The sequence below is a fragment of the Pseudomonas sp. AC172 genome (assembly GCF_979258595.1).
On sequence record NZ_OZ409868.1, the window covers coordinates 5,367,959 to 5,393,674 of the forward strand.

23 protein-coding genes and 1 pseudogene are annotated in these 25,716 nt (G+C 59.7%); 11 read left to right on the forward strand and 13 right to left on the reverse strand.

From position 1 onward, the window contains the following. Nucleotides 1–82: 82 nt before the first annotated feature. The 8 genes from ACZ0A4_RS24325 (at nt 83) to ACZ0A4_RS24360 (ending at nt 9,123) form a co-directional block, all read left to right on the forward strand. Complete coding sequence (locus ACZ0A4_RS24325; RefSeq protein ID WP_034152222.1) at nt 83–850, forward strand: TerC family protein; 768 nt, start codon at nt 83–85, stop codon at nt 848–850. 327 nt (nt 851–1,177) lie between these two features. After that, nucleotides 1,178–2,836 carry a Na/Pi cotransporter family protein gene (locus ACZ0A4_RS24330; protein WP_141126062.1) on the forward strand — a complete coding sequence of 553 codons (1,659 nt, stop codon included), beginning with the start codon at nt 1,178–1,180 and terminating at the stop codon, nt 2,834–2,836. A 181-nt stretch (nt 2,837–3,017) separates the two neighbouring features. Then, entirely contained in the window at nt 3,018–4,409 is a 1,392-nt protein-coding gene (locus ACZ0A4_RS24335; protein ID WP_463576628.1) for a M16 family metallopeptidase, read from the forward strand. A 122-nt stretch (nt 4,410–4,531) separates the two neighbouring features. Then, complete coding sequence (locus ACZ0A4_RS24340; RefSeq protein ID WP_016986428.1) at nt 4,532–5,560, forward strand: DUF5924 family protein; 1,029 nt, start codon at nt 4,532–4,534, stop codon at nt 5,558–5,560. Nucleotides 5,561–5,614: 54 nt separating this feature from the next. Continuing rightward, nucleotides 5,615–6,763, forward strand: coding sequence for an ABC transporter permease (locus ACZ0A4_RS24345; protein WP_463576629.1), 1,149 nt, complete (start codon nt 5,615–5,617; stop codon nt 6,761–6,763). Continuing rightward, on the forward strand, nt 6,760–7,563 hold the full coding sequence (locus ACZ0A4_RS24350; RefSeq protein WP_007911797.1) for an ABC transporter ATP-binding protein: 804 nt from the start codon (nt 6,760–6,762) through the stop codon (nt 7,561–7,563). Before ACZ0A4_RS24345 ends, ACZ0A4_RS24350 begins: the two co-directional genes overlap by 4 nt. Before the next feature lies 1 nt (nt 7,564). Further along, the gene (locus ACZ0A4_RS24355; protein WP_463576630.1) at nt 7,565–8,503 is read left to right on the forward strand and encodes an MlaD family protein; all 939 of its coding nucleotides are present in this window, start codon (nt 7,565–7,567) and stop codon (nt 8,501–8,503) included. Further along, nucleotides 8,500–9,123, forward strand: a complete 624-nt coding sequence (locus ACZ0A4_RS24360; protein ID WP_463576631.1) for an ABC-type transport auxiliary lipoprotein family protein — start codon at nt 8,500–8,502, stop codon at nt 9,121–9,123. Before ACZ0A4_RS24355 ends, ACZ0A4_RS24360 begins: the two co-directional genes overlap by 4 nt. A gap of 16 nt (nt 9,124–9,139) precedes the next feature. On the opposite strand, the pseudogene ACZ0A4_RS24365 reads toward ACZ0A4_RS24360, so the two are convergent. The 6 genes and pseudogenes from ACZ0A4_RS24365 to ACZ0A4_RS24390 all read right to left on the reverse strand — a co-directional run. Beyond that, nucleotides 9,140–9,271, reverse strand: a pseudogene (locus ACZ0A4_RS24365) (metal ABC transporter ATP-binding protein); the annotation flags it as partial. After that, the gene (locus ACZ0A4_RS24370) at nt 9,243–10,472 is read right to left on the reverse strand and encodes a nucleoside recognition domain-containing protein (RefSeq protein ID WP_463576632.1); all 1,230 of its coding nucleotides are present in this window, start codon (nt 10,470–10,472) and stop codon (nt 9,243–9,245) included. The pseudogene ACZ0A4_RS24365 and the gene ACZ0A4_RS24370, both read right to left, overlap by 29 nt. A 202-nt stretch (nt 10,473–10,674) precedes the next feature. Further along, nucleotides 10,675–12,006, reverse strand: coding sequence for a glutamate/aspartate:proton symporter GltP (gene gltP / locus ACZ0A4_RS24375; protein WP_463576633.1), 1,332 nt, complete (start codon nt 12,004–12,006; stop codon nt 10,675–10,677). A gap of 702 nt (nt 12,007–12,708) precedes the next feature. Further along, complete coding sequence (locus ACZ0A4_RS24380; RefSeq protein WP_016986435.1) at nt 12,709–13,173, reverse strand: inhibitor of vertebrate lysozyme family protein; 465 nt, start codon at nt 13,171–13,173, stop codon at nt 12,709–12,711. A 2-nt stretch (nt 13,174–13,175) separates the two neighbouring features. Then, the gene (locus tag ACZ0A4_RS24385; RefSeq protein WP_003177151.1) at nt 13,176–13,340 is read right to left on the reverse strand and encodes a DUF1328 domain-containing protein; all 165 of its coding nucleotides are present in this window, start codon (nt 13,338–13,340) and stop codon (nt 13,176–13,178) included. A gap of 71 nt (nt 13,341–13,411) precedes the next feature. Next, nucleotides 13,412–13,696 (reverse strand): hypothetical protein, encoded by a 285-nt coding sequence (locus tag ACZ0A4_RS24390; protein ID WP_463576634.1) that lies wholly within the window; start codon nt 13,694–13,696, stop codon nt 13,412–13,414. Nucleotides 13,697–14,124: 428 nt separating this feature from the next. Between ACZ0A4_RS24390 and algB the strand changes: the two genes are divergently transcribed. Further along, nucleotides 14,125–15,471, forward strand: a complete 1,347-nt coding sequence (algB, locus tag ACZ0A4_RS24395; protein ID WP_463576635.1) for a sigma-54-dependent response regulator transcription factor AlgB — start codon at nt 14,125–14,127, stop codon at nt 15,469–15,471. A gap of 10 nt (nt 15,472–15,481) precedes the next feature. Further along, entirely contained in the window at nt 15,482–17,272 is a 1,791-nt protein-coding gene (locus tag ACZ0A4_RS24400) for a KinB sensor domain-containing domain (protein ID WP_463576636.1), read from the forward strand. On the opposite strand, the gene ACZ0A4_RS24405 is transcribed toward ACZ0A4_RS24400, so the two are convergent. From ACZ0A4_RS24405 to ACZ0A4_RS24435, 7 genes are all read right to left on the reverse strand, one after another. After that, nucleotides 17,269–18,882, reverse strand: coding sequence for an EAL domain-containing protein (locus tag ACZ0A4_RS24405; RefSeq protein ID WP_463577627.1), 1,614 nt, complete (start codon nt 18,880–18,882; stop codon nt 17,269–17,271). The genes ACZ0A4_RS24400 and ACZ0A4_RS24405 overlap by 4 nt on opposite strands. Nucleotides 18,883–18,958: 76 nt before the next feature. Continuing rightward, nucleotides 18,959–19,741 (reverse strand): N-acetylmuramoyl-L-alanine amidase, encoded by a 783-nt coding sequence (locus ACZ0A4_RS24410; RefSeq protein WP_463576637.1) that lies wholly within the window; start codon nt 19,739–19,741, stop codon nt 18,959–18,961. A 101-nt stretch (nt 19,742–19,842) separates the two neighbouring features. Continuing rightward, nucleotides 19,843–21,915, reverse strand: a complete 2,073-nt coding sequence (locus ACZ0A4_RS24415; RefSeq protein WP_463576638.1) for a GGDEF domain-containing protein — start codon at nt 21,913–21,915, stop codon at nt 19,843–19,845. Continuing rightward, nucleotides 21,912–22,790, reverse strand: a complete 879-nt coding sequence (locus tag ACZ0A4_RS24420; RefSeq protein ID WP_038364999.1) for an endonuclease/exonuclease/phosphatase family protein — start codon at nt 22,788–22,790, stop codon at nt 21,912–21,914. Before ACZ0A4_RS24420 ends, ACZ0A4_RS24415 begins: the two co-directional genes overlap by 4 nt. A gap of 14 nt (nt 22,791–22,804) precedes the next feature. Then, nucleotides 22,805–23,446 (reverse strand): thiol:disulfide interchange protein DsbA/DsbL, encoded by a 642-nt coding sequence (locus tag ACZ0A4_RS24425; protein WP_077575197.1) that lies wholly within the window; start codon nt 23,444–23,446, stop codon nt 22,805–22,807. A 187-nt stretch (nt 23,447–23,633) separates the two neighbouring features. Next, the gene (locus tag ACZ0A4_RS24430; protein ID WP_008081240.1) at nt 23,634–24,245 is read right to left on the reverse strand and encodes a c-type cytochrome; all 612 of its coding nucleotides are present in this window, start codon (nt 24,243–24,245) and stop codon (nt 23,634–23,636) included. 43 nt (nt 24,246–24,288) lie between these two features. Next, on the reverse strand, nt 24,289–24,579 hold the full coding sequence (locus ACZ0A4_RS24435; RefSeq protein WP_038365005.1) for a c-type cytochrome: 291 nt from the start codon (nt 24,577–24,579) through the stop codon (nt 24,289–24,291). Between the two features lie 191 nt (nt 24,580–24,770). Between ACZ0A4_RS24435 and yihA the strand changes: the two genes are divergently transcribed. After that, nucleotides 24,771–25,412, forward strand: coding sequence for a ribosome biogenesis GTP-binding protein YihA/YsxC (yihA, locus tag ACZ0A4_RS24440; RefSeq protein WP_007911767.1), 642 nt, complete (start codon nt 24,771–24,773; stop codon nt 25,410–25,412). Nucleotides 25,413–25,716: the final 304 nt, after the last annotated feature.

Genomic DNA, 25,716 nt, shown 5'->3' on the forward strand with positions numbered 1-25,716 from the left:
CAAGACTCACCGTTTCGGGTCCTGGCTTCGCGGTTTGAAGCCCGGACCTTTTTCGGTTTAACAATTGCTCAAAGGAATACACATGGAATGGCTGACCAACCCCGAAATCTGGGTTGCCTTCTTCACCCTGACCGCCCTGGAAATCGTCCTCGGCATCGATAACATCATCATGATTTCGATCCTGGTCAGCCGCATGCCCAAGCACATGCAGCAGCGCACCCGGATCTTCGGTCTTGGCCTGGCCATGATCACCCGCATTCTGTTGCTGCTGTCGATCACCTGGGTCATGCGCCTCACCGCCGACCTGTTCGAGGTGTTCGGCCAGGGCATTTCCGGCCGCGACCTGATCCTGTTCTTCGGTGGTTTGTTCCTGCTTTGGAAGAGCTCGCAAGAGATGTACCACGCGCTGGAAGGCGAAGACGAAAGCGACGACACCCCCGGCGGCAAGGGTGGCAACTTCCTCTACACCATCATTCAGATCGCGATCATCGACATTGTCTTCTCGCTGGATTCGGTGATCACGGCGGTGGGTATGGTTTCCCATGTGCCGGTGATGGTTGCGGCGATCGTTGTGGCGGTGCTGGTGATGATGCTGGCGTCGGGCAAGATCAGCGAGTTCATCGACAAGCACCCGTCGCTGAAGATGCTGGCGCTGTCGTTCCTGCTGGTGGTCGGTACCGTGCTGATTGCCGAGTCGTTCGACGTGCATGTGCCGAAGGGCTACGTCTACTTCGCCATGGCGTTCTCGCTGGCGGTAGAGGCGATCAACATCAAGTTGCGCGGCGCGATGGCCAAGAAAAAACAGCAGCAAGACCCGGTGAAACTGCGCAAGGACATCCCGGGCCAGTAATCCGCTAGTCCGGCAATACGCAGTACCCCTGTGGGAGCGAGCCTGCTCGCGAAGACGGAGTGTCAGTCGACAGAAATGTTGGCTGGCCCACCGCTTTCGCGAGCAGGCTCGCTCCCACATTTGTTTTGGGCAACACACGGGAACCGTGTCGGATTCAGGTGTGTGTATTGAACCCATTTTCATGACACTTTTGTTTCAATCGGCACTTTAGCTGTGCAATGCTGGCGCCCAGACCGTTAGCCAACTACAGCTTAATTATCAAAACGTAGAAAACGCGCGGTACCGTCCACTTGCCCCGCTGGGGCGCTGCTATTACAGGGGGTTTGTATGCTCACCCTGCTCAATCTGCTTTCCGCCGTGGCCCTGCTGATCTGGGGCACGCACATCGTCCGAACCGGCATCCTGCGGGTGTACGGCACCAACCTGCGCCATGTGATCGGCCAGAACATGTCCAAGCGCTGGCTGGCCTTTGTCGCCGGCATCGTCGTCACCGCGATGGTGCAGAGCAGCAACGCTACCGCCATGCTCGTCACTTCCTTCGTCGGCCAAGGCCTGATGGCGCTGACCCCGGCGCTGGCGACCATGCTCGGCGCCGACGTCGGTACTGCGCTGATGGCGCGGGTGTTGACGTTCGACCTGTCGTGGTTGTCGCCGCTGCTGATTTTCCTCGGGGTGATTTTCTTTTTGTCGCGCAAGCAGACGCGCCTTGGGCAGATGGGCCGGGTGTCCATCGGGCTGGGGCTGATCATTCTCGCGCTGCAATTGATCGTTGAGGCTGCTGCGCCAATCACCCACGCTCAAGGCGTAAAGGTGATTTTCGCCTCGCTGACCGGCGACATCCTCCTCGACGCCTTGGTCGGCGCCTTGTTCGCGATGATTTCCTACTCCAGTCTCGCCGCCGTACTGCTCACCGCGACCCTGGCCGGCGCCAGTGTGATCAGCCTGCCGGTGGCGATCGGTCTGGTGATTGGCGCCAACATCGGCAGCGGCGTGCTGGCGTTCATGAGCACCAGCATGCAGAACGCCGCCGGCCGGCAAGTGGCGCTGGGTAGCCTGTTGTACAAACTGATCGGCCTGTTGCTGATCATTCCGGTGCTCGACCCGCTGGTGCACTGGATCGACAGCCTCGATTTCAGCCCGCAGGAAATGGTCATCGGCTTCCACCTGCTCTACAACACCGCGCGTTGCCTGATTCTGCTGCCGAGCGTCGGCCCGATGGCGCGACTCTGCGCGTGGTTGCTGCCGGAACGCCCGGAGGTCAACGGTACGGCCAAGCCGCGTCACCTCGACGCGACGGCACTGGTCACGCCGAGTCTGGCGCTGGCCAACGCCGCGCGGGAAACCCTGCGCATGGGTGATCTGCTGGAGAACATGCTCGACGCCACCCTTGATGTACTGCGCGGCAAGCAGACCGCTGTCACCCAGGAAATACGTCGGCTGACCGATGACATCGAATCCTTGTACAGCGCGATCAAGCTCTACCTGGCGCAGATGCCCCGCGAAGACCTCGGCGAGCAGGACAGTCGGCGCTGGGCCGAAATCATCGAGCTGGCGATCAACCTGAAACTGGCCAGCGACCTGATCGAACGCATGCTGCGCAAGATCCAGCAGCAGAAGACCTCGCAGCGCCGTTCGTTTTCTGAAGAAGGACTGGAGGATCTGGCCGGTCTGCAACAGCAATTGATCTCTAACTTGCGTTTAGGGCTGTCGGTTTTCCTCAGTGGTGACCGCGAAAGTGCCCGGCAGTTGCTCCGCGAGAAACGCCGTTTTCGCGCCCAGGAACGCCGTTTGGCCCACGCGCATGTCAGCCGTTTGCAACGCAAGATCGTGCAGAGTATCGAGACCAGTTCGCTGCACCTGGAGTTGATTGCCGACATGAAACGCTTGAATTCGCTGTTTTGCGGCAGTGCGTATGTGGTGCTGGAAACGGCGGATACCGGGGCGCTGGCGGCGGATGATATTGCCGACATTACGCATTCGCCTTGAACGTCTGGGGCTGAGGTCAGTCAGTAACCTTGATTCAGCCTTAAGACCTTCGCGAGCAAGCTCGCTCCCACATTTGAAATGTATTCCCCTGTGGGAGCGACGGTGCGACGATTCGACTTGCTCGCGAATGGCGGCCTGAATAGCGACACGGATCTCCAAATCAGCCGTATGGAAGCCTGTTATGCGTTGCCTGTTGTTCGCCTGTCTGTTGCTCGGTTCCCTGCCCGCCTTTGCCCTGGATCGTTTTCAGGTCGAAGGCTATGCGCTGCCCAACGGTTTGCAGTTGCTGCTCAAACCCGGCACCGAGCGCGGGCATGTGGCGATCCGGCTGGTAGTCGGCGTCGGCCTCGATGATTTCGACTGCGATGAAAAAGAGCTGCCGCATCTGCTTGAGCACTTGTTGTTCAGTGGCATCGATGCCACTGGCGAAGGTGGTCTGGAAGAACGCATGCAAGCGTTGGGCGGTGACTGGAATGCCTTCACCAGCAACGCCGACACCACCTTCGTCATCGAAGCGCCGGCGAAAAACCAGCGCAAAGTGCTTGATCTGCTGCTTGCTTTGCTTACGCAAACGCGTATCGACGATAACGCCATCAATGCGGCCAAGCGTGTGGTCGAGCGCGAGGACGGTGGCCATTACACCCGCCTGCAACGCTTTCTCGATCGTCAGGACCTCGGCCACACCGCGAGCAATCAGCTCGCCGTCGAACTGGGTCTGAAGTGCCCGCAGCGCGCCGAGGTCGGCCATCTGACTCAGGAACAACTGGAGAAGGTACGCAAGGCCTGGTACGCGCCAAACAACATGACGCTGATCGTCGTCGGCGAACTCGACAAACTGCTGCCGGCCTATCTGGAACGCACCTGGGGCGCGCTCGACGCGGTCGATCCGAGCGAGCATCGTGCGCTGCCAGACATCAGCACCAGCGCCGCCCATGAGCGCACCCTCACCCGTGGCTTTATCGGCGACAGCGCCAAGCTGCACTGGCTGGTGCCGGAGCCGGTGATCGATGATCAGTACGACCAGACGTTCGACATTCTCAAGGATTACCTGGACTGGGCGTTGTACCGACAGATCCGCCTCAACCACGGTTTGTCGTACGGGCCGTGGGCCGAGCGTGAAGTGTTTGGTGGCGTTGGCTTCATGAGCCTGAATGCCGATCTTGATCGCGATGACGTCGACGAAGCTATCCACGTGCTGGAAGACCTCAAGGCTGATCTGCTGAAAAACGGCCTCGACCCTGACACGTTCGCGCGGATCAAACAGGCTTCGATCGCGCATCAGGCGTGGGCGGTGCAAGGCAACAGCGCGATGGCGGATTATTACTGGAGCGCACTGAGTGATTACGAGGATGGCCGCTTCGCCAACCCGGCGCGGGAGCTGCAAGGCGTGACGCTGGAGGCGGCAAACAAGGCCATGCGCGAGTTGTTGTTGCAACCGGGGTATCTGCGGATCGAGAAGCCGTTGCTCAGTGATGATCAGGTGTTGTGGTTGAGTGCGGGTGGCTTGGGTCTGGTGTTGTTGGTCCTGATCGGCTGGCGCCTGCACCACCGCCGAAAACCCGCCGAACACTAACCCCGAGCAGGCTCACTCCTACAGGGGAATGTGTTGGCTTTAAGTGACCGGCAGCCTCGCCACAGCGCCCGGCGGGCGCTACTCTGTCGAGGTTTTTTCCTATCCAGTTGTGAACCGCCCAAATGCCAAAAATACAGCTCCTGATCCAGCGCATTCTTGAACTGATGAAGCGCTATCCCGGGGTCATTGCGCTTGGCGGTTTCATCTCCGGGGTCGGCAGTTTCATCATGGTCGATCGTCAGCAAGGGCTGGCGAGCTGGATCACCGTGATCATGCTGCTCAGCTGGATCTGGCTGATGCTGGAGAACACCCTCACCGGCCTCTTCACCCGCGTGTTCAAACGCGAGATTCCCCAGCCGCTGCTGCGTTATGCGACGCAGATGATCCATCAGGAGAGTCTGTTCTTCGTTCTGCCGTTTTTCTTTATCACCACGACGTGGAACAGCGGCCAGTTGTTTTTCACCGGCCTCCTCAGCGTCGCGGCACTGATCTCGATCGTTGATCCGCTTTACTACAAATGGCTGGCGCCACGGCGCTGGGCGTTTCTCGCGCTGCACACCCTGACCCTGTTCGCCGCCCTGCTCACCGCGTTGCCGGTGATCATGCACCTGACCACCGCGCAGAGCTTCAAATGGGCGCTGGGGATTGCCGTGCTGTTGTCGTTCCCGAGTCTGGCGTCGATCTTCCCGATCCGCACGGTGCGCAACGCGCTGGCGATCCTCTGTATCACCGTCGGCATCGGTGGCGTTGGTTGGGCGCTGCGTTCGTGGGTACCGCCGGCGACGCTGTGGATGACCGACGTGGCGATCAGCACGCAAATGCAGGATCGCACCCCCGGTGCCAGCCTCGACACGGTCAGCGCCGAGCAGATTCGTGGCGATGGCCTCTACGCCTACACCGCGATCAACGCGCCGCGCGGGCTCGATGAGCGGATTTATCACGTCTGGCAGTTCAACGGCAAAGAGGTCGACCGCATCGCCCTCGATATCCATGGCGGGCGCAAGGAAGGCTACCGCGCGTGGACGCATAAACAGAATTTCCCAGGCAACCCGGCAGGCAAGTGGCAAGTGCGCGTGCTGACCGAAGACGGCCAGGTGATCGGCGTGTTGCGCTTCGAAGTCACGGACAGCACAGCGATCAAAGAAAAGTAACCCGGTTCGTGCTATTACGTTAGTTCGCTTAGCAGACGAACAAGCACGGAGCTTATGACCAGCAGCTCGATCAGCGGGAATGCCCAACTGGACACGTCCATCAGCCCTGCCCGCCTGCGGGTCACGGGGGACTGGACGCTTGCCCATTACGCCGAGCTCAAGCAGCTGAGCGAAAAGCTCCACGGCCAGTACGACGCCAACACGCCGATCGATCTGAACAGCCTCGGCGCCCTCGATACCGCTGGCGCTTCGTTGCTGGTCGAACTGCTCGGCTCCGAGCGCCTCGGCAAATCCGCTGAACACCCCGATTGCACGCTGACCTCCGCCGACCGCGCGCTGCTGCAAACCGTGTACTGCTCGATGACCGATTTTTGCGTGCCGATCAAGGAGCCGGAAATCAGCGTCAGCGTGCAATTGCTGACGCGCATCGGTCGCGCCGTCGACACGGTCTGGCAAGACACCCTGCAACTGCTCGGTTTCGTCGGCCTGATTCTGGAAACCATCGCTCGCAGCCTGTTCCGACCCAAGCGCTGGCGGATCACACCGATGATCGCGCACATCGAACAGACCGGCCTCGACGCCGCGCCGATCGTGGCGTTGCTGACTTTTCTGGTCGGTGCGGTGGTGGCGTTTCTCGGCGCGACGGTGCTGGCCAGTTTTGGCGCGACGATTTTTACCGTGGACCTGGTGGGCTTCTCGTTTCTGCGCGAATTCGGTGTGCTGCTCACGGCGATTCTGATGGCCGGCCGCACCGCCAGTGCCTTCACCGCGCAGATCGGCTCGATGAAGGCCAACGAGGAAATCGACGCGATCCGCACCCTCGGCCTCGACCCGATGGAGCTGCTGGTGGTGCCGCGCGTGCTGGCGATGCTGGTGGCGCTGCCGATGCTGACCTTTCTGGCGATGCTCTGCGGGATCATCGGTGGTGGCGTGGTCTGCGCGGTGTCGCTGGATATCTCGCCGGCGATGTTCCTGACGTTGTTGCAGTCAGACATCGGCGTTCAGCACTTTCTCGTAGGCTTGGTCAAAGCGCCAATCTTCGCCTTCATCATTGCCGCGATTGGTTGCCTGGAAGGTTTCAAGGTCAGCGGCAGTGCCGAGTCGGTCGGCGCCCACACCACCTCCGCTGTGGTCCAATCGATTTTTGTGGTGATCGTGCTCGATGCGGTGGCCGCGCTGTTCTTCATGGAGATGGGCTGGTGAGTCGTCTACCCCGCGCGCCCTCGGAGGCGGTGATCGAGGTTCGTGGCCTGTGCAATCGCTTCGGCAGCCAGAGCGTGCACGAAAACCTTGATCTGGATTTGTACAAAGGCGAAATCCTCGCCGTGGTCGGCGGATCCGGCAGCGGCAAATCGGTGCTGTTGCGCAGCATTGTCGGTTTGCGCCGGCCCAGCGAAGGTATGGTCAAAGTGTTTGGCAAGAACCTGCCGAGCCTTTCCGAGCATGAGCGCTCGCTGGTTGAACGGCGCTTCGGTGTGCTGTTCCAGAAAGGCGCGCTGTTCTCCTCGCTGACGGTTACCGAGAACGTCGCCCTGCCCCTTATCGAACACGCCGGCCTCAGCCGCAACGACGCCGAGCACTTGGCCGCCGTGAAGCTGGCGCTGGCCGGGCTGCCGCTGTCGGCGGCGGACAAATACCCGGCGTCGCTGTCCGGCGGCATGATCAAACGCGCCGCGCTGGCGCGGGCCCTGGCGCTGGATCCGGACATTCTGTTTCTCGATGAACCCACTGCTGGCCTCGATCCGATTGGCGCGGCGCAGTTCGATCAATTGATTCTGACCCTGCGCGATGCGCTCGGCCTCAGCGTGTTTCTGGTGACCCACGACCTCGACACGCTCTACACCATCACCGACCGCGTGGCGGTGCTGGCGCAGAAAAAAGTGTTGGTGGCAGGTCCCATCGACGTCGTCTCGGAAACCGACGACGCGTGGATTCACGAATACTTCCACGGCCCGCGCGGCCGCTCGGCGCTGGACGCCGCCAAATTGCTTAACGAGGTCTGACATGGAAACCCGAGCGCATCATGTGTTGATCGGCCTGTTCACCGTGATAGTGGTTGCAGGCGCCCTGCTCTTCGGTCTGTTTCTGGCCAAGTCCAGCGTCGACACCGAATTCAAGGATTACGAGATTGTCTTCAGCGAGGCGGTCAGCGGGCTGTCCAAGGGCAGCCCGGTGCAGTACAGCGGGATCAAGGTCGGCGATGTGATCAACTTGCGCCTTGATCCGAAAGACCCGCGGCGGGTGCTGGCGCGGATTCGTCTGGCCGGTGACACACCGGTCAAGGAGGACACCCAGGCCAAGCTGGCGCTGGCGGGGATCACCGGTACGTCGATTATTCAGCTCAGCGGTGGCACACCGGAAAGCCCGAAACTGCGTGGGCATGACGGTAATCTGCCGACCATCGTTGCATCGCCCTCGCCTATTTCGCGCTTGCTCAATGACTCCAACGATTTGATGACCGGCATCACTGCGCTGCTGCAAAACGCCAATCAGATGTTCTCTGCCGAGAACGTCGAGCGCGTGAGCAAAACCCTCGCCCATCTGGAGCAGACCACCGGCACGATCAACGATCAGCGCGGTGACATCAAACAGGCCATGCAGCAACTGGCGACCGTCGGCAAACAGGCCGGCAGCATGCTCGAACAGACGTCGCTGCTGATGCGCAACGCCAACGGTTTGATCAACGATCAGGGCAAGCAAGCGCTGGGCAGCGCGGAGCAAGCGATGAAGTCGCTTGAGCAAAGCACGAACACCATCAGCACCTTGCTCAGCAAAAATGAAAACTCCCTCGACAACGGCATGCAGGGTCTCAATGGCCTGGCCCCGGCGATCCGTGAGCTGCGTGAGACGCTGACCTCGCTGCGGGCCATCTCGCAACGCCTTGAGGCCAACCCCAGCGGCTACCTGCTGGGCCGTGACAAGAACAAGGAATTCACGCCATGAAGCTGATTCGACTTGCCCTCCTCGCCGGCTTCACGCTGATCAGTGCCTGCTCAATTCTGCCCCAGTCCGAGCCGTCGGATGTCTATCGCTTGCCAACCGCACAGGCGCCCGCCTCGGCCAGTTCAGCGGCGACGCAGCAGTGGTCGCTGCGGCTGAACAAGTTACAGGCCAGTGAGGCGTTGAACCGGCCGACGATTGCGGTGATTCCACAGGGCGATGTGATCAGCAGCTACAAAGGCTCGCGCTGGAGTGATCCGGCGCCGGTGCTGGTGCGTAATCGCTTGCTCGACGGCTTCGCGCGTGACGGTCGGGTGACGTTGCTCAGTACCGATGACAGCAACTTTGCGGCGGACCTTGAGCTGGGCGGGAGTTTGCAGGCGTTTCAGACCGAGTATCAGGGCACGCAGGCCAGCGTCGTGGTGCGCGTCGATGCATTGCTGGTGCGTGGCTATGATCAGCGCATTCTGGCCAGTCGACGGTTTGAGGAGCGTCAGCCATTGAACGATGTGCAGGTGCCGGCGGTAGTGGCCGGGTTTGGCCAGGCCAGTGATCGCCTGACTGCGAAAGTCGTCTCGTGGGCCGTCGATCAAGGCCAAAAACTCGCCCCACCGAAACCCTGAACCAAACACAAAGCCCCTGTGGGAGCGAGCTTGCTCGCGAATGCGGTGGGTCATTCAGCGATGATGTTGACTGACCGGACGCCTTCGCGAGCAAGCTCGCTCCCACAGGGTGTATGTGCTTAGCCGAAGAACCAGTAGCAGACGGCAATGGCGCCAACGACCCCGGCAAACTCCGCCAGCAACGCACACCCCACCGCATGCCGCGCGCGCTGAATCCCCACCGCGCCGAAATACACCGCCAGCACATAGAACGTCGTTTCGGTACTGCCCTGCACCGTCGCCGCGACCAGCGCCGGGAAGCTGTCGACGCCCGAAGTCTTCATCGTCTCAATCAACATCGCCCGCGCCGCGCTGCCGGAGAACGGTTTGACCATCGCCGTCGGCAGCGCATCGACAAACCGCGTGTCCCAACCGGCCCACTCGACCAGATGCCGAATGCCGTCCAGACCAAAGTCCAGTGCCCCGGAGGCGCGCAGCACGCCGACCGCACAGAGCATCGCCACCAGATACGGCAGCAGGTTCTTCGCGACGTCAAAGCCTTCTTTGGCGCCTTCAACGAACGCCTCGTAGACCTTGACCTTCTTTAACGCGCCGATCAGCAAAAACAGCATGATCAACCCAAACAGCGTGAGATTACCGAGGATCGACGACAGTCCCGCCAAAGCGGTCGCTGAAAGCGTGCCCAACAGCGCCATGAACCCACCGAGAATCAGCGCGCCGGGAATCAGATACGCCAACACCACTGGATCCCAGATCCGCAAACGCTGCATGAACGCCACCGACAGGAAGCCGACAATCGTTGAGCAACTGGTCGCCAGCAGGATCGGCAGGAACACCAGCGTCGGGTCCGGCGCGCCTTGCTGGGCGCGGTACATGAAGATCGTCACCGGCAGCAGGGTCAGGGAGGAGGCGTTGAGCACCAGGAAGAGGATTTGCGCGTTACTGGCGATGGTGGCACTGGGATTGAGCTCCTGCAGCGCCTTCATGGCTTTCAGGCCGATGGGCGTGGCTGCGTTATCGAGGCCCAGACCGTTGGCGGCGAAGTTCAGGGTGATCAGGCCAAGGGCAGGGTGACCGGCCGGTACTTCCGGCATCAGCCGCAGGAACAGCGGGCCGAGCACCTTGGCCAACCATTCGACAATGCCGGCCTTCTCGGCAATGCGCAGAAAGCCCAGCCACAGGGTGAGGGTGCCGAACAGCAGCACCATGACTTCGACCGAGAGCTTGGCCATGGCGAAAATGCTTTCCACCATCGCCGCAAAGATCCCGGCGTTGCCGCCGATCAGCCACTGCGCCAGCGCCGATACGGCTGCCACGATGAAGAAGCCAAGCCACAGGCCATTAAGCATCAGTCAAATCCCCCGAAGAATGCGGCGAATGATAGCGGGGTCACCAGAAACGACAAACCCCGGATTTCTCCGGGGTTTGTTGGTAAGCCCTGCATCAATCACTGTGGGAGCGAGCTTGCTCGCGAAGGCGGTGTGTCAATCAACATAATTGTTGAATGTGCCGGCCTCTTCGCGAGCAAACTCGCTCCCACAGGGTTTTGCATTACGGCTTGGAGATTTCGCCTGCTGGCAGTTTTTCCTTGCTGCGCCAGTGTGGCAGGGAGTTCCAGTAGCGCTCGCCCTTGGCGTCGTCGTACATGCCTTCCCAGCGCGAGATCACCAGCACGGCCAGCGCGTTGCCAATCACGTTCAGTGCGGTACGGGCCATGTCCATGATGCGGTCGACACCGGCGATGAACGCCAGACCTTCCAGCGGAATACCGACGCTGCCCAGAGTGGCCAGCAGCACCACGAAGGACACGCCCGGTACACCGGCGATGCCTTTGGAGGTGACCATCAGGGTCAGCACCAGCAGCAGTTGCTGGCTGATCGACAGGTCGATGCCATACAGCTGCGCAATGAAGATCGCCGCGATGCTCTGGTACAGGGTCGAACCGTCGAGGTTGAACGAGTAACCGGTCGGTACCACGAAGCTGCAGATGGCTTTCGGTGCGCCGTAGGCTTCCATCTTCTCGATCACGCGTGGCAGCACGGTTTCCGAGGAGGCAGTGGAGTAGGCCAGCACCAGCTCATCCTTGAAGATGCGCATCAGCTTGATCACCGAGAAGCCGAACAGCTTGGCGATCAGGCCCAGTACCACAAAGGCGAAGAAGGCGATGGCGACGTAAACCAGGATCACCAGTTTTGCCAGCGGCAGAAGGGACGCGAAGCCGAAATTGGCGACGGTTACCGCGATCAGTGCGAACACGCCGATCGGCGCATAGTTCATGATCATGTGGGTGACTTTGAACATGCTTTCCGAGACGCCCTGGAACATCTTCACCAGCGGCTCGCGCAGGTCCGACTGCAGGCTCGACAGACCGAGGCCGAACAGTACGGAGAAGAAGATGATCGGCAGCATTTCGCCGCGGGCCATGGCCGCGAAGATGTTCGACGGGATCAGGTTGAGGATGGTCTCGATGAACGCGTGTTCATGTTGCACTTCGGCGGCGGTCGCCTGGTACTTGGAGATATCCACCGTGCCGAGGGTGCTCATGTCGATGCCCGTGCCCGGATGGAACAGGTTGGCCAGCAGCAGGCCGACAACGATAGCGATGGTGGTGACGATTTCGAAATAGATGATCGTCTTCAGGCCGATACGCCCGAGTTTCTTGGCGTCGCCCACGCCGGCGATGCCGACGATCAGGGAAGAGATGACGATCGGAATCACGATCATCTTGATCAGACGGATAAAGATATCGCCTGCCGGTTGCAGGACATTGCTGATCCACCAGGCCTTCTCGGCACTGAAGTGGTTGAGCAACGCACCAATTGCAATACCCAAAACCAGACCGATGAGGATCTGCCAGGCGAGGCTAATTTTTGCCTTCTTCATTATCTTTACCCTTACTTGCGTTTGACTCAGGCACATGCAGGAACTGGAACGCTCTTTAGCGGAAAAGTCTGTGCATCTGCCTCCGTATAAGGTGCCCCGAAGCGCTTGTTTACGGCTCTTCGGCAGGCGAAAAAAGGCGCAACTATTCCGATGCAAGGTTGCGCCGTCTAATGCCGTAAACGCCTACCCTATGCCGAATCGGCATGAGCTTTTTTAATTGAAACTGGCGTCCCAACCGGTTCGATTGTGACATTTCGGCCGGCATAAGTGCCGTGAACCGGCCATCACAGCGCAGGTTGGTTATTTTTTAAACGAGAAAAAGCGACGAAAAATTTAGGAAAAAGCCTACACAGCAAGACTAGAAGTCCTATTGTTTAACAGGTCTCTTTGTCGATATACGGTCGCCGTGAAACACCGCGTAATGTTTTCGCGCGCAGTGTCAGCGATAAAAAAGGTGAGCTGGACGCTCTGGATCAATGTTTTGCGTGTTTGAAAGCTCAGCGCAAGTCCGTCGAGCCACTGTGGGTCGGCGAACCTGCGGCGCAGCTTTTACCCTGACCCGGCCCTTGCGCAGGTACTCCCTGTACCCGTAGGTCACTCCGACCCTGTAACAGTCAGAACGTCCCGGCCCCTTGGTCATGCGCCTGCCTTCCTCAGGTGGGCGCAATGGAAAGCAGCAGGGCTGCTGCCTTCATGTTCGAATCAGTACCACTTCGGATCTTTCTTCAGGGTTTCCATCAGCAGATCCTGCATGCCCTGATCGGGTTTGCCGAGGAAGCGGTAGGTGGCATGTCGCGTTGGCGACTTGTCGGCCGGCAGTCCTTCGGGCACATCGACGAGCATGGCGTATGCGTCTTTCTTGTCGAAACTGAACGCGACGATCAAGCGGTGGTTCAGGCACTTGTCTGCGGATTCGCAGAGCGGGCCGACCAGATACTGGTCGCCATCTTCAGTCACGGCATTCATCTGTTGGTCAGGCGTGCCGGACAGGTTCATCACCCATTCCGGCAGGCGTTCTTCCTTCTTCACCACGCCTTCCCAGGTTTCGCGGTATTGCGGGTCGGAACTCAACAGTTCGTTGACCCGCGTCTGGCCGTCATTGGCCGCCATCGCCATGGCACTGCCGCCCAGAAGCAGGGCGGCTGCCAGTGTCTTTAAAGCACTCATCGTTAACCTCGGCCGCGACGGCCAAAGAAGAAGGAAGCGATGAACATCACCAGGAACACGACAAAGAGAATCTTGGCGATACCCGTGGCGGTGCCCGCGATACCACCGAAGCCCAGTACTGCAGCGATGATGGCAATGATCAAGAATGTAATTGCCCAGCTCAACATGGTGATTCTCCTTACTTCTCTATTTAGGGGTGTTACGTGTTCCGGCGCTGTGCGCCAGAATTCGGTGCTCTTTAGAAAACCCAACGCTCTTCACGTGGCAGTTGATCCAGTGGCTGCGCCTGATCGACGTCCATCATGCGCATTGAGGCGCTTTCGGCCTGGCTGCTGCTGACGGCGCTGAAGTGCTTTTGCGTGCTGTGCTGGATCGAGATCAGCGGTTCACCCTGTTGGCTGTTTTCCCAAAGCAGGTATTGCTGACAGGCGATCAGGGTGATCAACAGCGCCAGTACGCCAAACAGACCTTGCTGGATGTGCAGTGGCGAGATACGCACTTGGGCGGCACGTTGGCGAGTCATCCTGGGTTCCTCACTCTTATTCGGTTGGGGCAGTTCATGTTCTGCCCGGGCTGAATGAGTTATTGCAGCCTGCATGCCAGTTTTTTATCTGAAAAATATTCAATAAAAACAATAAGTTATAAGTGTTGTGAAAAGTCTTGGCGACGCATCCTGCACGATGGGTCATCTGGGGTCGTGCGCAATGCACGATTTTTTCGTAGGAGATTTCATTCTTATGGAATTGAGAGCAGGGCGCAGATGTCAGAAAAGTACGCAAGGAATGCCCTGCAAATTTGCATTTGTTTAAAAAACCAACAAAATCAAGGTATTGGCTGTAAAGGCAGGAGAGAGCTACCCTCCTATGGCTGGCATCGTTCAGAATCAACCATGCAACTTGCCCGATTTTTCCGGGACTAACCCAAGACCAATCACTATGGAGCGTAGGAAAAATGGAATCTGCCGCTGAGCATCAAGGCCGCATTCTGCTGGTAGACGATGAATCTGCCATCCTGCGTACCTTCCGTTATTGCCTCGAAGATGAAGGCTATACGGTTGCCACAGCCAACAGCGCGGCTCAGGCCGACGCCTTGTTGCAACGTCAGGTCTTCGACCTGTGCTTCCTTGATTTACGCCTGGGCGAAGACAACGGCCTCGACGTGCTGGCGCAGATGCGCATTCAGGCACCATGGATGCGTGTGGTGATTGTGACCGCGCATTCGGCTGTCGATACTGCTGTAGATGCGATCCAGGCTGGCGCCGCCGACTATCTGGTCAAACCGTGCAGCCCGGATCAGTTGCGCCTGGCCACCGCCAAGCAACTGGAAGTGCGTCAACTGTCAGCGCGCCTCGAGGCGCTGGAAGGCGAGATCCGCAAGCCGAAAGACGGTCTCGATTCCCACAGCCCGGCGATGAAAGTCGTACTCGAAACCGCGCGCCAGGTCGCCGGCACCGACGCCAACATTCTTATCCTCGGCGAGTCCGGTACCGGTAAAGGCGAGCTGGCCCGAGCGATTCATGGCTGGAGCAAGCGCGAGAAAAAATCCTGCGTGACCATCAACTGCCCCTCGCTGACGGCGGAATTGATGGAGAGCGAGCTGTTCGGTCACAGTCGCGGTGCGTTTACCGGCGCCAGCGAAAGTACCTTGGGCCGGGTCAATCAAGCGGATGGCGGTACGCTGTTTCTCGACGAGATCGGCGATTTTCCCCTGACATTACAACCCAAGTTGCTGCGCTTCATTCAAGACAAGGAATACGAGCGGGTAGGGGATCCGGTCACCCGCCGCGCCGACGTGCGCATTTTGGCGGCGACCAATCTCAACCTTGAAGACATGGTTCGTGACGGGCGTTTCCGTGAGGACCTGCTCTATCGCCTGAATGTCATCACTCTGCACCTGCCGCCACTGCGCGAGCGCGCCGAGGACATCCTGACCCTGGCCGATCGCTTCCTCGCCCGTTTCGTCAAAGAGTACGCGCGTCCGGCTCGGGGCTTCAGCGACGAGGCTCGCGAGGCACTGCTCGGCTATCGCTGGCCGGGCAACATTCGCGAGCTGCGCAACGTGGTCGAGCGGGCGAGCATCATCTGCCCGCAGGAACGTGTGGAAATCAGCCACCTCGGCATGGCCGAGCAACCCGCCAACAACGCCCCTCGCGTCGGCGCGGCGCTGAGTCTTGACGAGTTGGAAAAAGCTCACATCGGCGCAGTTCTCGCCACCGCCGGCACCCTCGATCAAGCGGCGAAAACCCTCGGCATCGACGCTTCGACCCTGTATCGCAAGCGCAAGCAGTACAACCTGTGAGTGCCGGGCGATGAAACTGGCGATGAAGTTGCGGACCCGTTTGTTCTTGAGCATTTCCGCGCTGATCACAGTGGCGTTGCTCGGGCTGCTGCTCGGGCTGGTCAGCGTGATGCAGATGGCCGGCACTCAAGAAGCTTTGGTACGCAGCAACTTCGTCACTCTGGATCTGGGGCTCAAGTTGCGGCAGACGCTGGGTGATCAACTGATCATCATGCTCGCGGAAAAGCCCGATCCGGTGGCGTTCGAAGCGTCGAAACAACATTACTTCCAATTGCTGGACCAAGGCATCGCCCAAGAGCAAGACGGCGATGGCCGGCTATACGGCTTCAGCCGGGCAAAAGCGGATTATCTGAGCTTCCTGGAAGCTTTCGATTTGTCCCGTGACCCGGCCAGCTCGATGAGCAGCAGCGCCGACTTCCGGGAGCGCTTCAACACCTTGCGCAACGGACTGATCACCGAACACAAGCATGCACTGGACAACATCAACGCGGTACAGCATGAGGCGCGCGACCGCGCCTTGTTGATTGCCGGCCTGCTGGGGTTTGTCGGGCTGGCGGTGTTGATCATCGGGTTTATCACGGCCCACGGGATTGCCCGGCGTTTCGGCGCGCCGATCGAGGCGCTGGCGCAAGCGGCGGACAATATCGGCCAAGGCAATTTTGAAGTGACCCTGCCGATTTCGTCAGCGATGGAAATGAATCAGCTGACCAAACGCTTCGGCCTGATGGCCGAAGCACTGCGTGAGCATCAGGCGACTAACGTCGATGAACTGTTGGCCGGTCAGCAACGCTTGCAGGCAGTGCTCGACAGCATCGACGATGGTTTGTTGATGATCGACCGCCAGGGGCATCTGGAGCACCTCAACCCGGTCGCTCAACGCCAGTTGGGTTGGGACGATGATCGCCTCGGCCAAGGCTTGGGCACGGCGCTGCAGCGGCCGGAGCTGGATGCACAGCTGCAGCTGGTGTTGCGCGGCGGTACGCTGGAACGCGCACCGGAAGACCTGAGCATCGAGGTCGACGGCGAATCACGCCTGCTCACTTACAGTCTGACGCCGGTGAGCCACACGCAAGGGCATATTCTCGGTGCGGTGATGGTCTTGCATGACGTCACCGAGCAACGCGCCTTTGAACGCGTGCGCAGCGAATTCGTCCTGCGCGCGTCCCATGAATTGCGCACACCGGTCACCGGCATGCACATGGCCTTCGGGCTTTTCCGCGAGCGGGCGAAGTTTGCCCCGGAATCACGCGAAGCCGATCTGCTCGACACGGTCAACGAAGAAATGCAGCGCTTGATGCAGTTGATCAACGACTTGCTCAATTTCTCGCGCTACCAGAACGGTTTGCAGAAACTCACCCTGGCACCATGCTCCATCGAAGACTTGCTGGAACAAGCGCAGCTGCGCTTTGCCGAGTCGGCTGCCGACAAAGGCATCGCCTTGAATGTTGAAGTGCAGAGCCCGCTGCCGCGTTTGCAGGCGGATCAGGCGCAACTCGATCGCGTGCTCGACAACCTGATCGACAACGCCCTGCGCCATACCGCCCGCGACGGCCAGATCCGCTTGCAGGCGCGCCGTCACGGTGAGCGTGTGATCATCAGCGTCGAAGACAATGGCGAAGGCATTGCCTACGGCCAGCAAGGGCGAATCTTCGAGCCGTTCGTGCAGGTCGGCCGCAAAAAGGGCGGCGCCGGACTGGGTCTGGCGCTGTGCAAGGAAATCGTCCAGCTGCATGGCGGCCGTATGGGGGTTTATTCGCGGCCGGGGCAGGGCACGCAGTTCTATATGGCGCTCGCCGTTTAGGCTTCGTCGTCCATACGCCTTCCCGCGAGGCGTCGGCCACGGGTAATCAGTTCGATGAATTGCACCGCGCTCAGTGCATGGGCGAACAACCAGCCCTGACCGAACTTCACTCCTTCGCTGCTGAGCAATTGCGCTTGTGATTCCAGCTCGATGCCTTCGGCAATCACCTTCAGATCCAGCGCCTGGGCCATGTGAATGATGTGCGGGGCGACGCCGCTGCTCGCTGCGTCATGGCCCAGTGCATCGATAAATGCTTTGTCGATTTTCAGGCAATCGACCGGCAAGGTCTGCAGGTAGGCGAGGCTGCAATAGCCGGTGCCGAAGTCATCGATCAACACTTGATGGCCGACATCGCGCAAGGCTTGCAGGTTTTCCCGCGCCACCACCACATCAATCAAGCCACGTTCGGTAACCTCGAAGGCAATCTGCCGCGCGGCCACCCGATGCAGTGTGAGCAGCCGCGCCATGACCTGACCGATGCGCGGCACCATCACGTCGCAGGCAGCGAGGTTAACCGAGATATACAGCTGCGGATTGGCGCGCAGCAACTGGCCCAGTTGCTCCAGCAGGCGCTGCAGGACGAAGTCGGTCATCTGGCGGATCTGCCCGGTGTTTTCCGCCATAGGAATAAACAGGTCGGGACTGGTCAGCGTGCCATCGGGGCGGCGCCAGCGCAGCAGGGCCTCGGCGCCGACGCAGTTACGGCTGTCGAGATCGAATATGGGTTGATAGAGCACCTGCAGCTCGCCGCGCCGGATCGCGCCATGCAGTTCGGCATCCAGTGACTGGCGTTGGCGCACCAGCAAAAAAACGAAGAACCCCAAAAATGCGCCAAGCAGCAGACAGGCCGGGATCATCCACCACCAGATAGCCGGAATGTGCATGCCGGTTCTGGGTGTGATCAGGACCAGTTGGTATTCCGGGTTGTCGGTGGGCATGCGGTAGATCAGCCGGGTTTGCGTGACTTGCAGGGCATCGTGGCTTTTCGGTGGCCAGTGTTCCGTGGGTGGCCAGTCTTGCGCCATGCCGAGCACCGGGATGGCCCGGGTGCCGTGATCGAGCACTACCAAAAGGCTGCTACCGGGGGACAGATCGACCATGTCGGTCAGGTGCCCACGCGAGGTGGCCACTCGGAAATTGCCGCGCCCGAGCATCAGCGCCGCGCGGTTTTCATCGGGTTCAGTGGTGGTGTTCAGCCAATAGCTGTAGGTCGGGCCTTTGATATCGGGCGCACGAACCACCGACAGACCTTCCTGGCGTGGGCGGTTGGAACAGATCCGCGAGGCGTCCATGTAAGCCGCTTCGTAGACGAAGCGATAGTTGAAGGTGACTTGCTGCAAGGTGGCGATCATTTCATCGTCACAACTGCGCAATGGCTGCGCTTCGAGATCGTCGAGACTTTCACGCAACTGGCCGAACAATTGTTCGAGGCGGGCGAGGAAACGTTCGCCTTGCGCGTTCATTTCCAGACTTTCGCTTTGCTCGACCTGACGCATTGCCACGAACATTCCGCCGGCGATCAACAGGCTGGCACTAAGGACAGCAGCGATCATCGCCAAAAACCAAGGGCGATAGAACCAGCTACGCAGCGTCTCTCGGGTAGCAACCATCATGGAATATCCGAAGAATTACCAATGAGTTATAGCTGCTGATTGCGATTTCGCCCTGACCGTCGGGCGGGCGTCATTATTTTGTCTGATTGAGGACCAGCAACAACGCCGCCGTTTGCGCATCCGGCGTGCCATCGAAGCGCGAAGGACGGAAGTGCATCTGAAACGCGGCGAGGACATGACGCGTCGCAACGTCCAGTTCGCCGGTCTGCGGCGTGTCGTAGCCCAAGTGCGCCAATTGCGCCTGGAACCAGCTGATGCTCGGCAGTTCACTACTGTTGAACAGCGCTTGCTGACGCTCCACCGCTTGTTCGTTTGGCCACAGGCCCAGACCTTCAGCGGCGAGGCGTTTCCACGGGAACAGTGGCCCCGGATCGAGTTTGCGCAGCGGTGCGATGTCACTGTGACCGATGATATGGCGCGGGCTGATGCCGTTACGCTTGCTGATGTCCTTGAGGAGGGCGATCAGCGATTGAATCTGCGCTTCGCTGTACGGATACCACAGACGCCCGGTCGGGGTGTCCTTGAAGCCTGGATTGACGATTTCGATGCCGATCGAACTGGAATTGAGCCAGGTGCGGCCCTGCCATTGGCTTTCGCCTGCGTGCCAGGCGCGCTGGTTTTCGTCCATCAGCTTGTACACGGTGCCGCTCTTGTCGTCGCCAATCAGATAATGGCTGCTGACTTCGCCGTGGGTCAGCAATTGCAGCGAGCGCTCCAGTGAGGCCGACGTGTAATGCACGATCACGAACTGGATGCGGCTGTCGTAATTGGCGGACGGATGGCTGGTGTCATACCGGGGGCTGCCGGCACAACCGGCCAGAACGAGCAGCGAAGCGATGAGGGCAAAGAATTTCATGGCAGAAGGCAGTACACGCAAGTCAATAATGCAACAGTGTAACGTACTGCCTTGCGTCTCGACGGTCAGCGGGCGGATTTAAACAAAATGGAACAATTTGCTTAGCCGAGCTCGACCCGGTTGCGTCCTGCATTTTTAGCGCGGTAAAGCGCCTGATCGGCTCTTTTCAACACGAGATCGCTGTGTTCTCCGGCACGGAATGTCGCCAGCCCCATCGAGAGGGTGATCGTCACCCGCTCGCCCTTGAAATGGAACGGGCAGGCTTCGATGGCTGCGCGCAGGGTTTCCAGCAGCTTGGCGCCGACTGCCGGCGGTGTTGCCGGCATCAACAGAACGAACTCCTCACCGCCGAAACGGGCGATGAAATCGGAGCCGCGCAGACGCTTGCGCAGCACGGTGGCAATAATCTTCAGCACCTTGTCGCCGGCCAGATGGCCGTAGTTGTCGTTGATCCGTTTAAAGTGATCAAGGTCGAGCATGGCCAGGCTCAGGGTGTTGCCGTGCTGCTGCCACTGCTTGATCTCATGCTCGAGACGTTCGCTCCACGCGGCGCGGTTGGGCAGGCCGGTGAGTGGGTCGATCAAGGCTTTCTGGCGCTGTACTTCAAGGTGTTCGCGGAAGCCCTGGGCTTCCTGCTCCATATGTGCCACGCGTTCGGACAGGCTTTTGAGCCGCGTGGCGACTTCCTGTTCGCGGGCGTCGCGCTGCTTCTGGTGCTGATCCATGGTGCCGATCAAACCTTCAAGATGGTTCTCCAGCACTTGCTTGAGGTCATCCAGATCGGCGGCTTCCTGGACGCTGGTCTGCAAGCCGTCGACTTGCTCGCGGATCTGCGTGTCCATGGCCCGCGCCGCCGAACTGTTGTCGGCATGGCCTTCGCTGGCGGCTTGCAGGTTGCTCTGGAATGCTTCGAGGCGTTCGTTGAGCTGCTGCAGGTAGGCTTCGAATTCGTGCTGACCGCTGTCGGTGATCGCCAGCATCAATGTTGCGAGATCGTCGAGGATCGGGATCAGTTCGTACCAGTTCAAACCGTGTTTGAGCCGTTCGCGCATGGCTTCGGCTTGCGGACGGTGACGTTCCGGCAGGGTCAGGTCATCGAGGAGACCGATCAGGGTGTCTTCGATGTGCTTGGCCACCGAGCTGTAGGACGGCTCGGGGGTGTCAGGCAGGGCGAACAGGATGTCGTGCTCGGGCTGCTCCGGGTCGATGGCGGCCAGTGCCTGGGCAATTGGCTCGGGCAGTGGCAGGCTGTCCAGGATCAGTGGTGTCGGATCGCCGGGGTGGATCAGTTCATCAGGATTGAAGGCGGCAGGCGCGATTTCATTCTGAGCAGGAGCCAGGGTGAAATCAGGCTCGGGCTCGAAATGCTCAGCCTGCTGTTCGACCGGAGGACTGCTGTCTGTGCTGACGACCTTCGGTGGCACAAAGGTAACCACTTCTGCCGGTTCCGGTTCCAACTGAGCCTGGGCGGCTGGCGTCGTTGTGTCGGCAGGTACAGGTGCTTCGATGGCGGAAGGTGCCGTCACGGCTTCGATCGCCGCGACAGGGGCGGGCTGTGCGGCTTCTGCTTCAGGCGCCGGTGGGGCAAGCGGTTGTGGCGGCGTGGCTTGCAGAGGCGTGGGTGCTTCTGTCGCTGGCGCTTCTTCGCTGTCGCGGCTACCGAACAGCCGTTGCAGCAGACCCGGGCGACCCGGCTCTGCCGGGGTGTCCAACTGACTTAATGCCTTGCCCTGCAAGCCGCTGAGTTCGCTCAGCAGCAATGGCATTTCTCGCGCAGAGCCGACGCGGCCATCCAGTTGTTTGGCGAACTTCTTCAAGGGCTGGGCGACTTCACGCGGCAGCGGCAACGCCTGCAACTGGGTGACCAGCGACGTCAGCGCGCTACTGACCTGATCGATGCGGGTTTCGCGGCGTTGCTCGGAATCGAGCACGGCTTTTTCCAGGCGCGGCAGGAGGGCGGCGAGGCCGGCGTCCATGTCATCAGTGCGCACCACGTCGCGCATTTCTTTCATGCATTGATCAACGACCTTGTCGGTGCCTTCAGCCGCCAGTGTGCTGCGCACCAGGCCGCGACGCAGCAAATCGAGCCTGGCGGCCCATCGCCGTTCAAGCTTGTCCTGTTGTTCGATGCTTTTGAGGTACTTCTCTTTCCAGCGCTGGGCGTCGTCGCTCATTCAGGGGTTCCGCGAGGGGCAGGACTCAACGCGGGCAATGCATCGGCCGTGAGCGAACCCGGCAGACGAATCTCTACCGCGACCGGCAGGTGATCGGAAATCGGTTGTGCCAGCACTTCGACCTTTTCCAGGGTCAGGGTCGGGCTGAGCAAAATATGATCAAGGCAACGCTGCGGACGCCAGCTGGGGAATGTCGCTTCCACCTGCGGGGCGAGCAGGCCGAGATCGCGTAACGGAGAATGTTGTAGCAGATCGCTGGCGTGGGTGTTCATGTCACCCATCAACACTTGATGTTTATAGCCACCGATCAGCTCACGAATATAGGCCAGTTGCAGGCTGCGGGTTCGCGCGCCAAGGGCCAGGTGCATCATTACCACCACCAGCGCTTCCGGGCCTTCGCCGAAACGCAGCAGAATCGCGCCACGACCTTTCGGGCCGGGCAGCGGGTGATCTTCAATCGCCGATGGTTTCAGACGACTGAGTACGCCATTGCTGTGCTGAGCAAGTCGGCCGAGGTTGCGATTGAGTTGTTGATACCAGTAGGGGAAGGCGCCGAGTTGGGCCAGATGTTCCACCTGATTGACGTAGCCCGAACGCAGGCTGCCGCCATCGGCTTCCTGCAGGGCGACCAGATCGAAGTCGCCGAGCAGGTCGCCGATCTTTTGCAGATTGCCTGAGCGCCCGGTGTGCGGCAGCAGGTGCTGCCAGCTACGCGTCAGGTAATGCCGATAGCGCTCGGTGCTGATGCCGACCTGGATATTGAAACTGAGCAGACGCAAACGCTGGTCTGCGGGCAGGCCCGTGGACTCCAGGTGATGCTCGTTGACCTGCGGGTCATGCAGGCCAACGATGCGTTCAGACTTCCAGCGGCGCATGGCGGTTGCCGCGCTTAGTTGGCAGCAGCCTTGGTCGCCGCTCGCTCTTTGGCGACCAGTTGGTCAGCCAGTTGCAGCGCTTGTTCGGCACCGCCGGCGGAGCCGATGTCGAAGCGGTACTTGCCGTTGACGATCATGGTTGGCACGCCAGTGATTTCGTACTTCTTGGCCAGTTCGCGAGCTTTTACGATCTGACCTTTGATGGCGAACGAATCGAAGGTGGCGAGGAATTTGTCCTTGTCCACGCCTTGGGTGGCGAGGAAGTCAGCCATGTCGTTCTTGTCGGTCAGCTTCTTGTGTTCTTTCTGGATCGCGTTGAACACGGCGTTGTGAACCTTGTGCTCGACACCCATGGCTTCGAGGGTCAGGAACATCTGGCCGTGAGCGTCCCATGGGCCGCCGAACATCGCCGGAATACGCACGAAGTTGACGTCGGAAGGCAGTTTTTCAACCCATGGGTTGATCACTGGCTCAAAAGCGTAGCAGTGCGGGCAGCCGTACCAGAACAGCTCGACCACTTCGATCTTGCCAGGCTCTGCAACCGGAACCGGGTTGGCCAGTTCCACGTAAGGGGCGGCTGGGGCTTCAGCGGCTTGAGCGGTCACGCCGAACAGGCTGGCAGCGACGAGAGCGGCGCTGATGATCAGATTACGCATGCTTTACTCCTGGACAATTTGGGTCGCCTCGCGCGACCTGTTTTCAGACAGATCCTGGCGGGCATGAGTTCTGTAGTGTAACGGTAGCGGCCACAAAAAAGGGCGGCCAAAGCCACCCTTTTTATACTTGCTGCGACGGATTAATCGAGCGTTAACGTTGCGCGAGATCTATCGCTGCGAAATGCTCTTAGTGCAGACCTTGGATGTAGCTGGAGACTGCAGCGATGTCTTCGTCGCTCAGGCGCTTGGCGATGGTCTGCATGGTCATGGTGTCGCCGTCGTTGGTACGACCGCCTTCTTCCTTGCGGAAATCGGTCAGTTGCTTGGCGATGTATTGAGCGTGTTGGCCGCCGAGATGCGGGAAACCGGCAGCGGCGTTGCCGGCGCCGTTCGGTGAGTGGCAGCCGGTGCAGGCTGGCAGGCCCTTGGCCAGGTTGCCGCCACGGAACAGCGCTTCACCGCGTGCGACAATCTTCGGATCCGCGGCGCCGACGCTGCCTTTCTGGCTGGCGAAGTAGGCGGCGATGTCGGCCAGGTCCTGATCGCTCAGGTTGGTCAGCAGGCCAGTCATTTCCAGAACGGTGCGCTTGCCCGACTTGATGTCGTGCAGTTGCTTGGTCAGGTAGCGTTCACCTTGACCGGCCAGTTTCGGAAAGTTTGGCGCCATGCTGTTCCCGTCCGGGCCATGGCAGGCTCCGCAGACGGCGGCTTTTGCCTGGCCCGCTGCGGCATCACCGGCAGCATGGGCGAAGCCTGAGATTCCCACGGTCAACAGCAGACTCACGATCAATTTGTTCATCAGCTAATCCAACTACGGCTAAGGGTTAAGTTATGGACCGGGTTTACTCGCTCATCCAAAGGATGATGGCTTGGTAATCCTCGGCACTGCAGTCCATGCACAAACCACGCGGCGGCATCGCCTTGAAACCCTGGGTCACGTGTTGCACCAGCGTCCCCATACCTTTCGCCAACCTCGGCGTCCAAGCTTCCTGATCGCCTCTTTTGGGCGCCATGGGTAGTTGGCCGGAATGACAGGCACCACAAACACGGTTGTACACAGCTTCCGGATCCTGTGTAGCCTGTGCGCTGTAAAGCGGCATCAAGACTCCGGCAGCCAGCAGCCATTTCGTCATAAAACGACCTTTTCAGGGTTGAGAGCGTTCTGCGTTCTAATGCGCAATCAAGGTCTGTCGCTCTCGTGAACTTCATCCTACGCTGGGACAAAGCACACACAAAATCTGCGGCATTATATACTGGCGTCACTGAAACGGAAGCGACACCGCGTTCCGCGCCCAATCCCGGCGCCGCCCACATCGGAAATCCCATGCAACTCAAGAATCCCATCCTCGGCCTGTGCCAACAGTCCACGTTCATGCTCAGTGCCGCCAAAGTCGATCAATGCCCTGACGACGAAGGCTTCGAAGTGGCGTTTGCCGGTCGTTCCAACGCCGGCAAATCCAGCGCACTGAACACCCTGACTCACGCCAGCCTGGCGCGCACCTCGAAAACTCCGGGTCGCACACAGCTGTTGAACTTCTTCAAGCTAGACGAAGATCGCCGTCTGGTCGACCTGCCGGGCTACGGTTACGCAAAAGTACCGATCCCGTTGAAGATGCACTGGCAGCGTCACCTTGAGGCTTACCTCGGTGGCCGCGAGAGTTTGAAGGGTTTGATCCTGATGATGGACATCCGTCATCCAATGACCGACTTCGACTTGCTGATGCTCGACTGGGCTGTTGCCGCCGGCATGCCGATGCACATCCTGTTGACCAAGGCTGACAAGCTGACCTATGGCGCGGCCAAGAACACCTTGCTCAAAGTGCAGTCGGAAATTCGCAAAGGCTGGGGCGATCTGGTCACCATCCAGCTGTTCTCGGCACCAAAACGCATGGGCCTGGAAGAGGCCTACACTGTACTGGCCGGCTGGATGGAACTGGCAGACAAAGGCGCCGAGGCGGCTGAGTAAACAGGGATTAGAAAATTGGCTGTGGTGCGCGCAGGCAAGGCGAAAGCACGGCTAAAAAGCGGAGTTTAGGGTACCTAAATGAGCATTTTTAGCTGTGCTTTCAACGCAGTCTGAGCGTGCCACAGCCAATTTTCGGGCAAAAAAAGCCCCGGACTTCATTGGGGAGGGAGAAGTTCCGGGGTTTAAGTTCCGAACCGCTAGGGCGGGGTTCAGATATCTGCCAACACTTAACACAACATAGGAGCATCGAAGGGCTTCACCAGCCATTCAGTATCTCTGAGTGGTGTACTTCCAGATTAGTTCA

Bases quoted from the DNA above. Each gene is read 5' to 3' on its own strand.
- ACZ0A4_RS24345 (WP_463576629.1), top strand. From the start codon at position 5,615: ATGACCAGCAGCTCGATCAGCGGGAATGCCCAACTGGACACGTCCATC.
- ACZ0A4_RS24325 (WP_034152222.1), top strand. From the start codon at position 83: ATGGAATGGCTGACCAACCCCGAAATCTGGGTTGCCTTCTTCACCCTG.
- ACZ0A4_RS24420 (WP_038364999.1), bottom strand. From the start codon at position 22,790: ATGCGCCGCTGGAAGTCTGAACGCATCGTTGGCCTGCATGACCCGCAG.
- ACZ0A4_RS24410 (WP_463576637.1), bottom strand. From the start codon at position 19,741: ATGAAATTCTTTGCCCTCATCGCTTCGCTGCTCGTTCTGGCCGGTTGT.
- ACZ0A4_RS24335 (WP_463576628.1), top strand. From the start codon at position 3,018: ATGCGTTGCCTGTTGTTCGCCTGTCTGTTGCTCGGTTCCCTGCCCGCC.
- ACZ0A4_RS24340 (WP_016986428.1), top strand. From the start codon at position 4,532: ATGCCAAAAATACAGCTCCTGATCCAGCGCATTCTTGAACTGATGAAG.
- ACZ0A4_RS24330 (WP_141126062.1), top strand. From the start codon at position 1,178: ATGCTCACCCTGCTCAATCTGCTTTCCGCCGTGGCCCTGCTGATCTGG.
- ACZ0A4_RS24405 (WP_463577627.1), bottom strand. From the start codon at position 18,882: ATGGTTGCTACCCGAGAGACGCTGCGTAGCTGGTTCTATCGCCCTTGG.
- ACZ0A4_RS24380 (WP_016986435.1), bottom strand. From the start codon at position 13,173: ATGAGTGCTTTAAAGACACTGGCAGCCGCCCTGCTTCTGGGCGGCAGT.
- ACZ0A4_RS24425 (WP_077575197.1), bottom strand. From the start codon at position 23,446: ATGCGTAATCTGATCATCAGCGCCGCTCTCGTCGCTGCCAGCCTGTTC.
- ACZ0A4_RS24400 (WP_463576636.1), top strand. From the start codon at position 15,482: ATGAAACTGGCGATGAAGTTGCGGACCCGTTTGTTCTTGAGCATTTCC.
- algB (WP_463576635.1), top strand. From the start codon at position 14,125: ATGGAATCTGCCGCTGAGCATCAAGGCCGCATTCTGCTGGTAGACGAT.
- yihA (WP_007911767.1), top strand. From the start codon at position 24,771: ATGCAACTCAAGAATCCCATCCTCGGCCTGTGCCAACAGTCCACGTTC.
- gltP (WP_463576633.1), bottom strand. From the start codon at position 12,006: ATGAAGAAGGCAAAAATTAGCCTCGCCTGGCAGATCCTCATCGGTCTG.
- ACZ0A4_RS24390 (WP_463576634.1), bottom strand. From the start codon at position 13,696: ATGACTCGCCAACGTGCCGCCCAAGTGCGTATCTCGCCACTGCACATC.
- ACZ0A4_RS24430 (WP_008081240.1), bottom strand. From the start codon at position 24,245: ATGAACAAATTGATCGTGAGTCTGCTGTTGACCGTGGGAATCTCAGGC.
- ACZ0A4_RS24435 (WP_038365005.1), bottom strand. From the start codon at position 24,579: ATGACGAAATGGCTGCTGGCTGCCGGAGTCTTGATGCCGCTTTACAGC.
- ACZ0A4_RS24385 (WP_003177151.1), bottom strand. From the start codon at position 13,340: ATGTTGAGCTGGGCAATTACATTCTTGATCATTGCCATCATCGCTGCA.
- ACZ0A4_RS24355 (WP_463576630.1), top strand. From the start codon at position 7,565: ATGGAAACCCGAGCGCATCATGTGTTGATCGGCCTGTTCACCGTGATA.
- ACZ0A4_RS24415 (WP_463576638.1), bottom strand. From the start codon at position 21,915: ATGAGCGACGACGCCCAGCGCTGGAAAGAGAAGTACCTCAAAAGCATC.
- ACZ0A4_RS24360 (WP_463576631.1), top strand. From the start codon at position 8,500: ATGAAGCTGATTCGACTTGCCCTCCTCGCCGGCTTCACGCTGATCAGT.
- ACZ0A4_RS24370 (WP_463576632.1), bottom strand. From the start codon at position 10,472: ATGCTTAATGGCCTGTGGCTTGGCTTCTTCATCGTGGCAGCCGTATCG.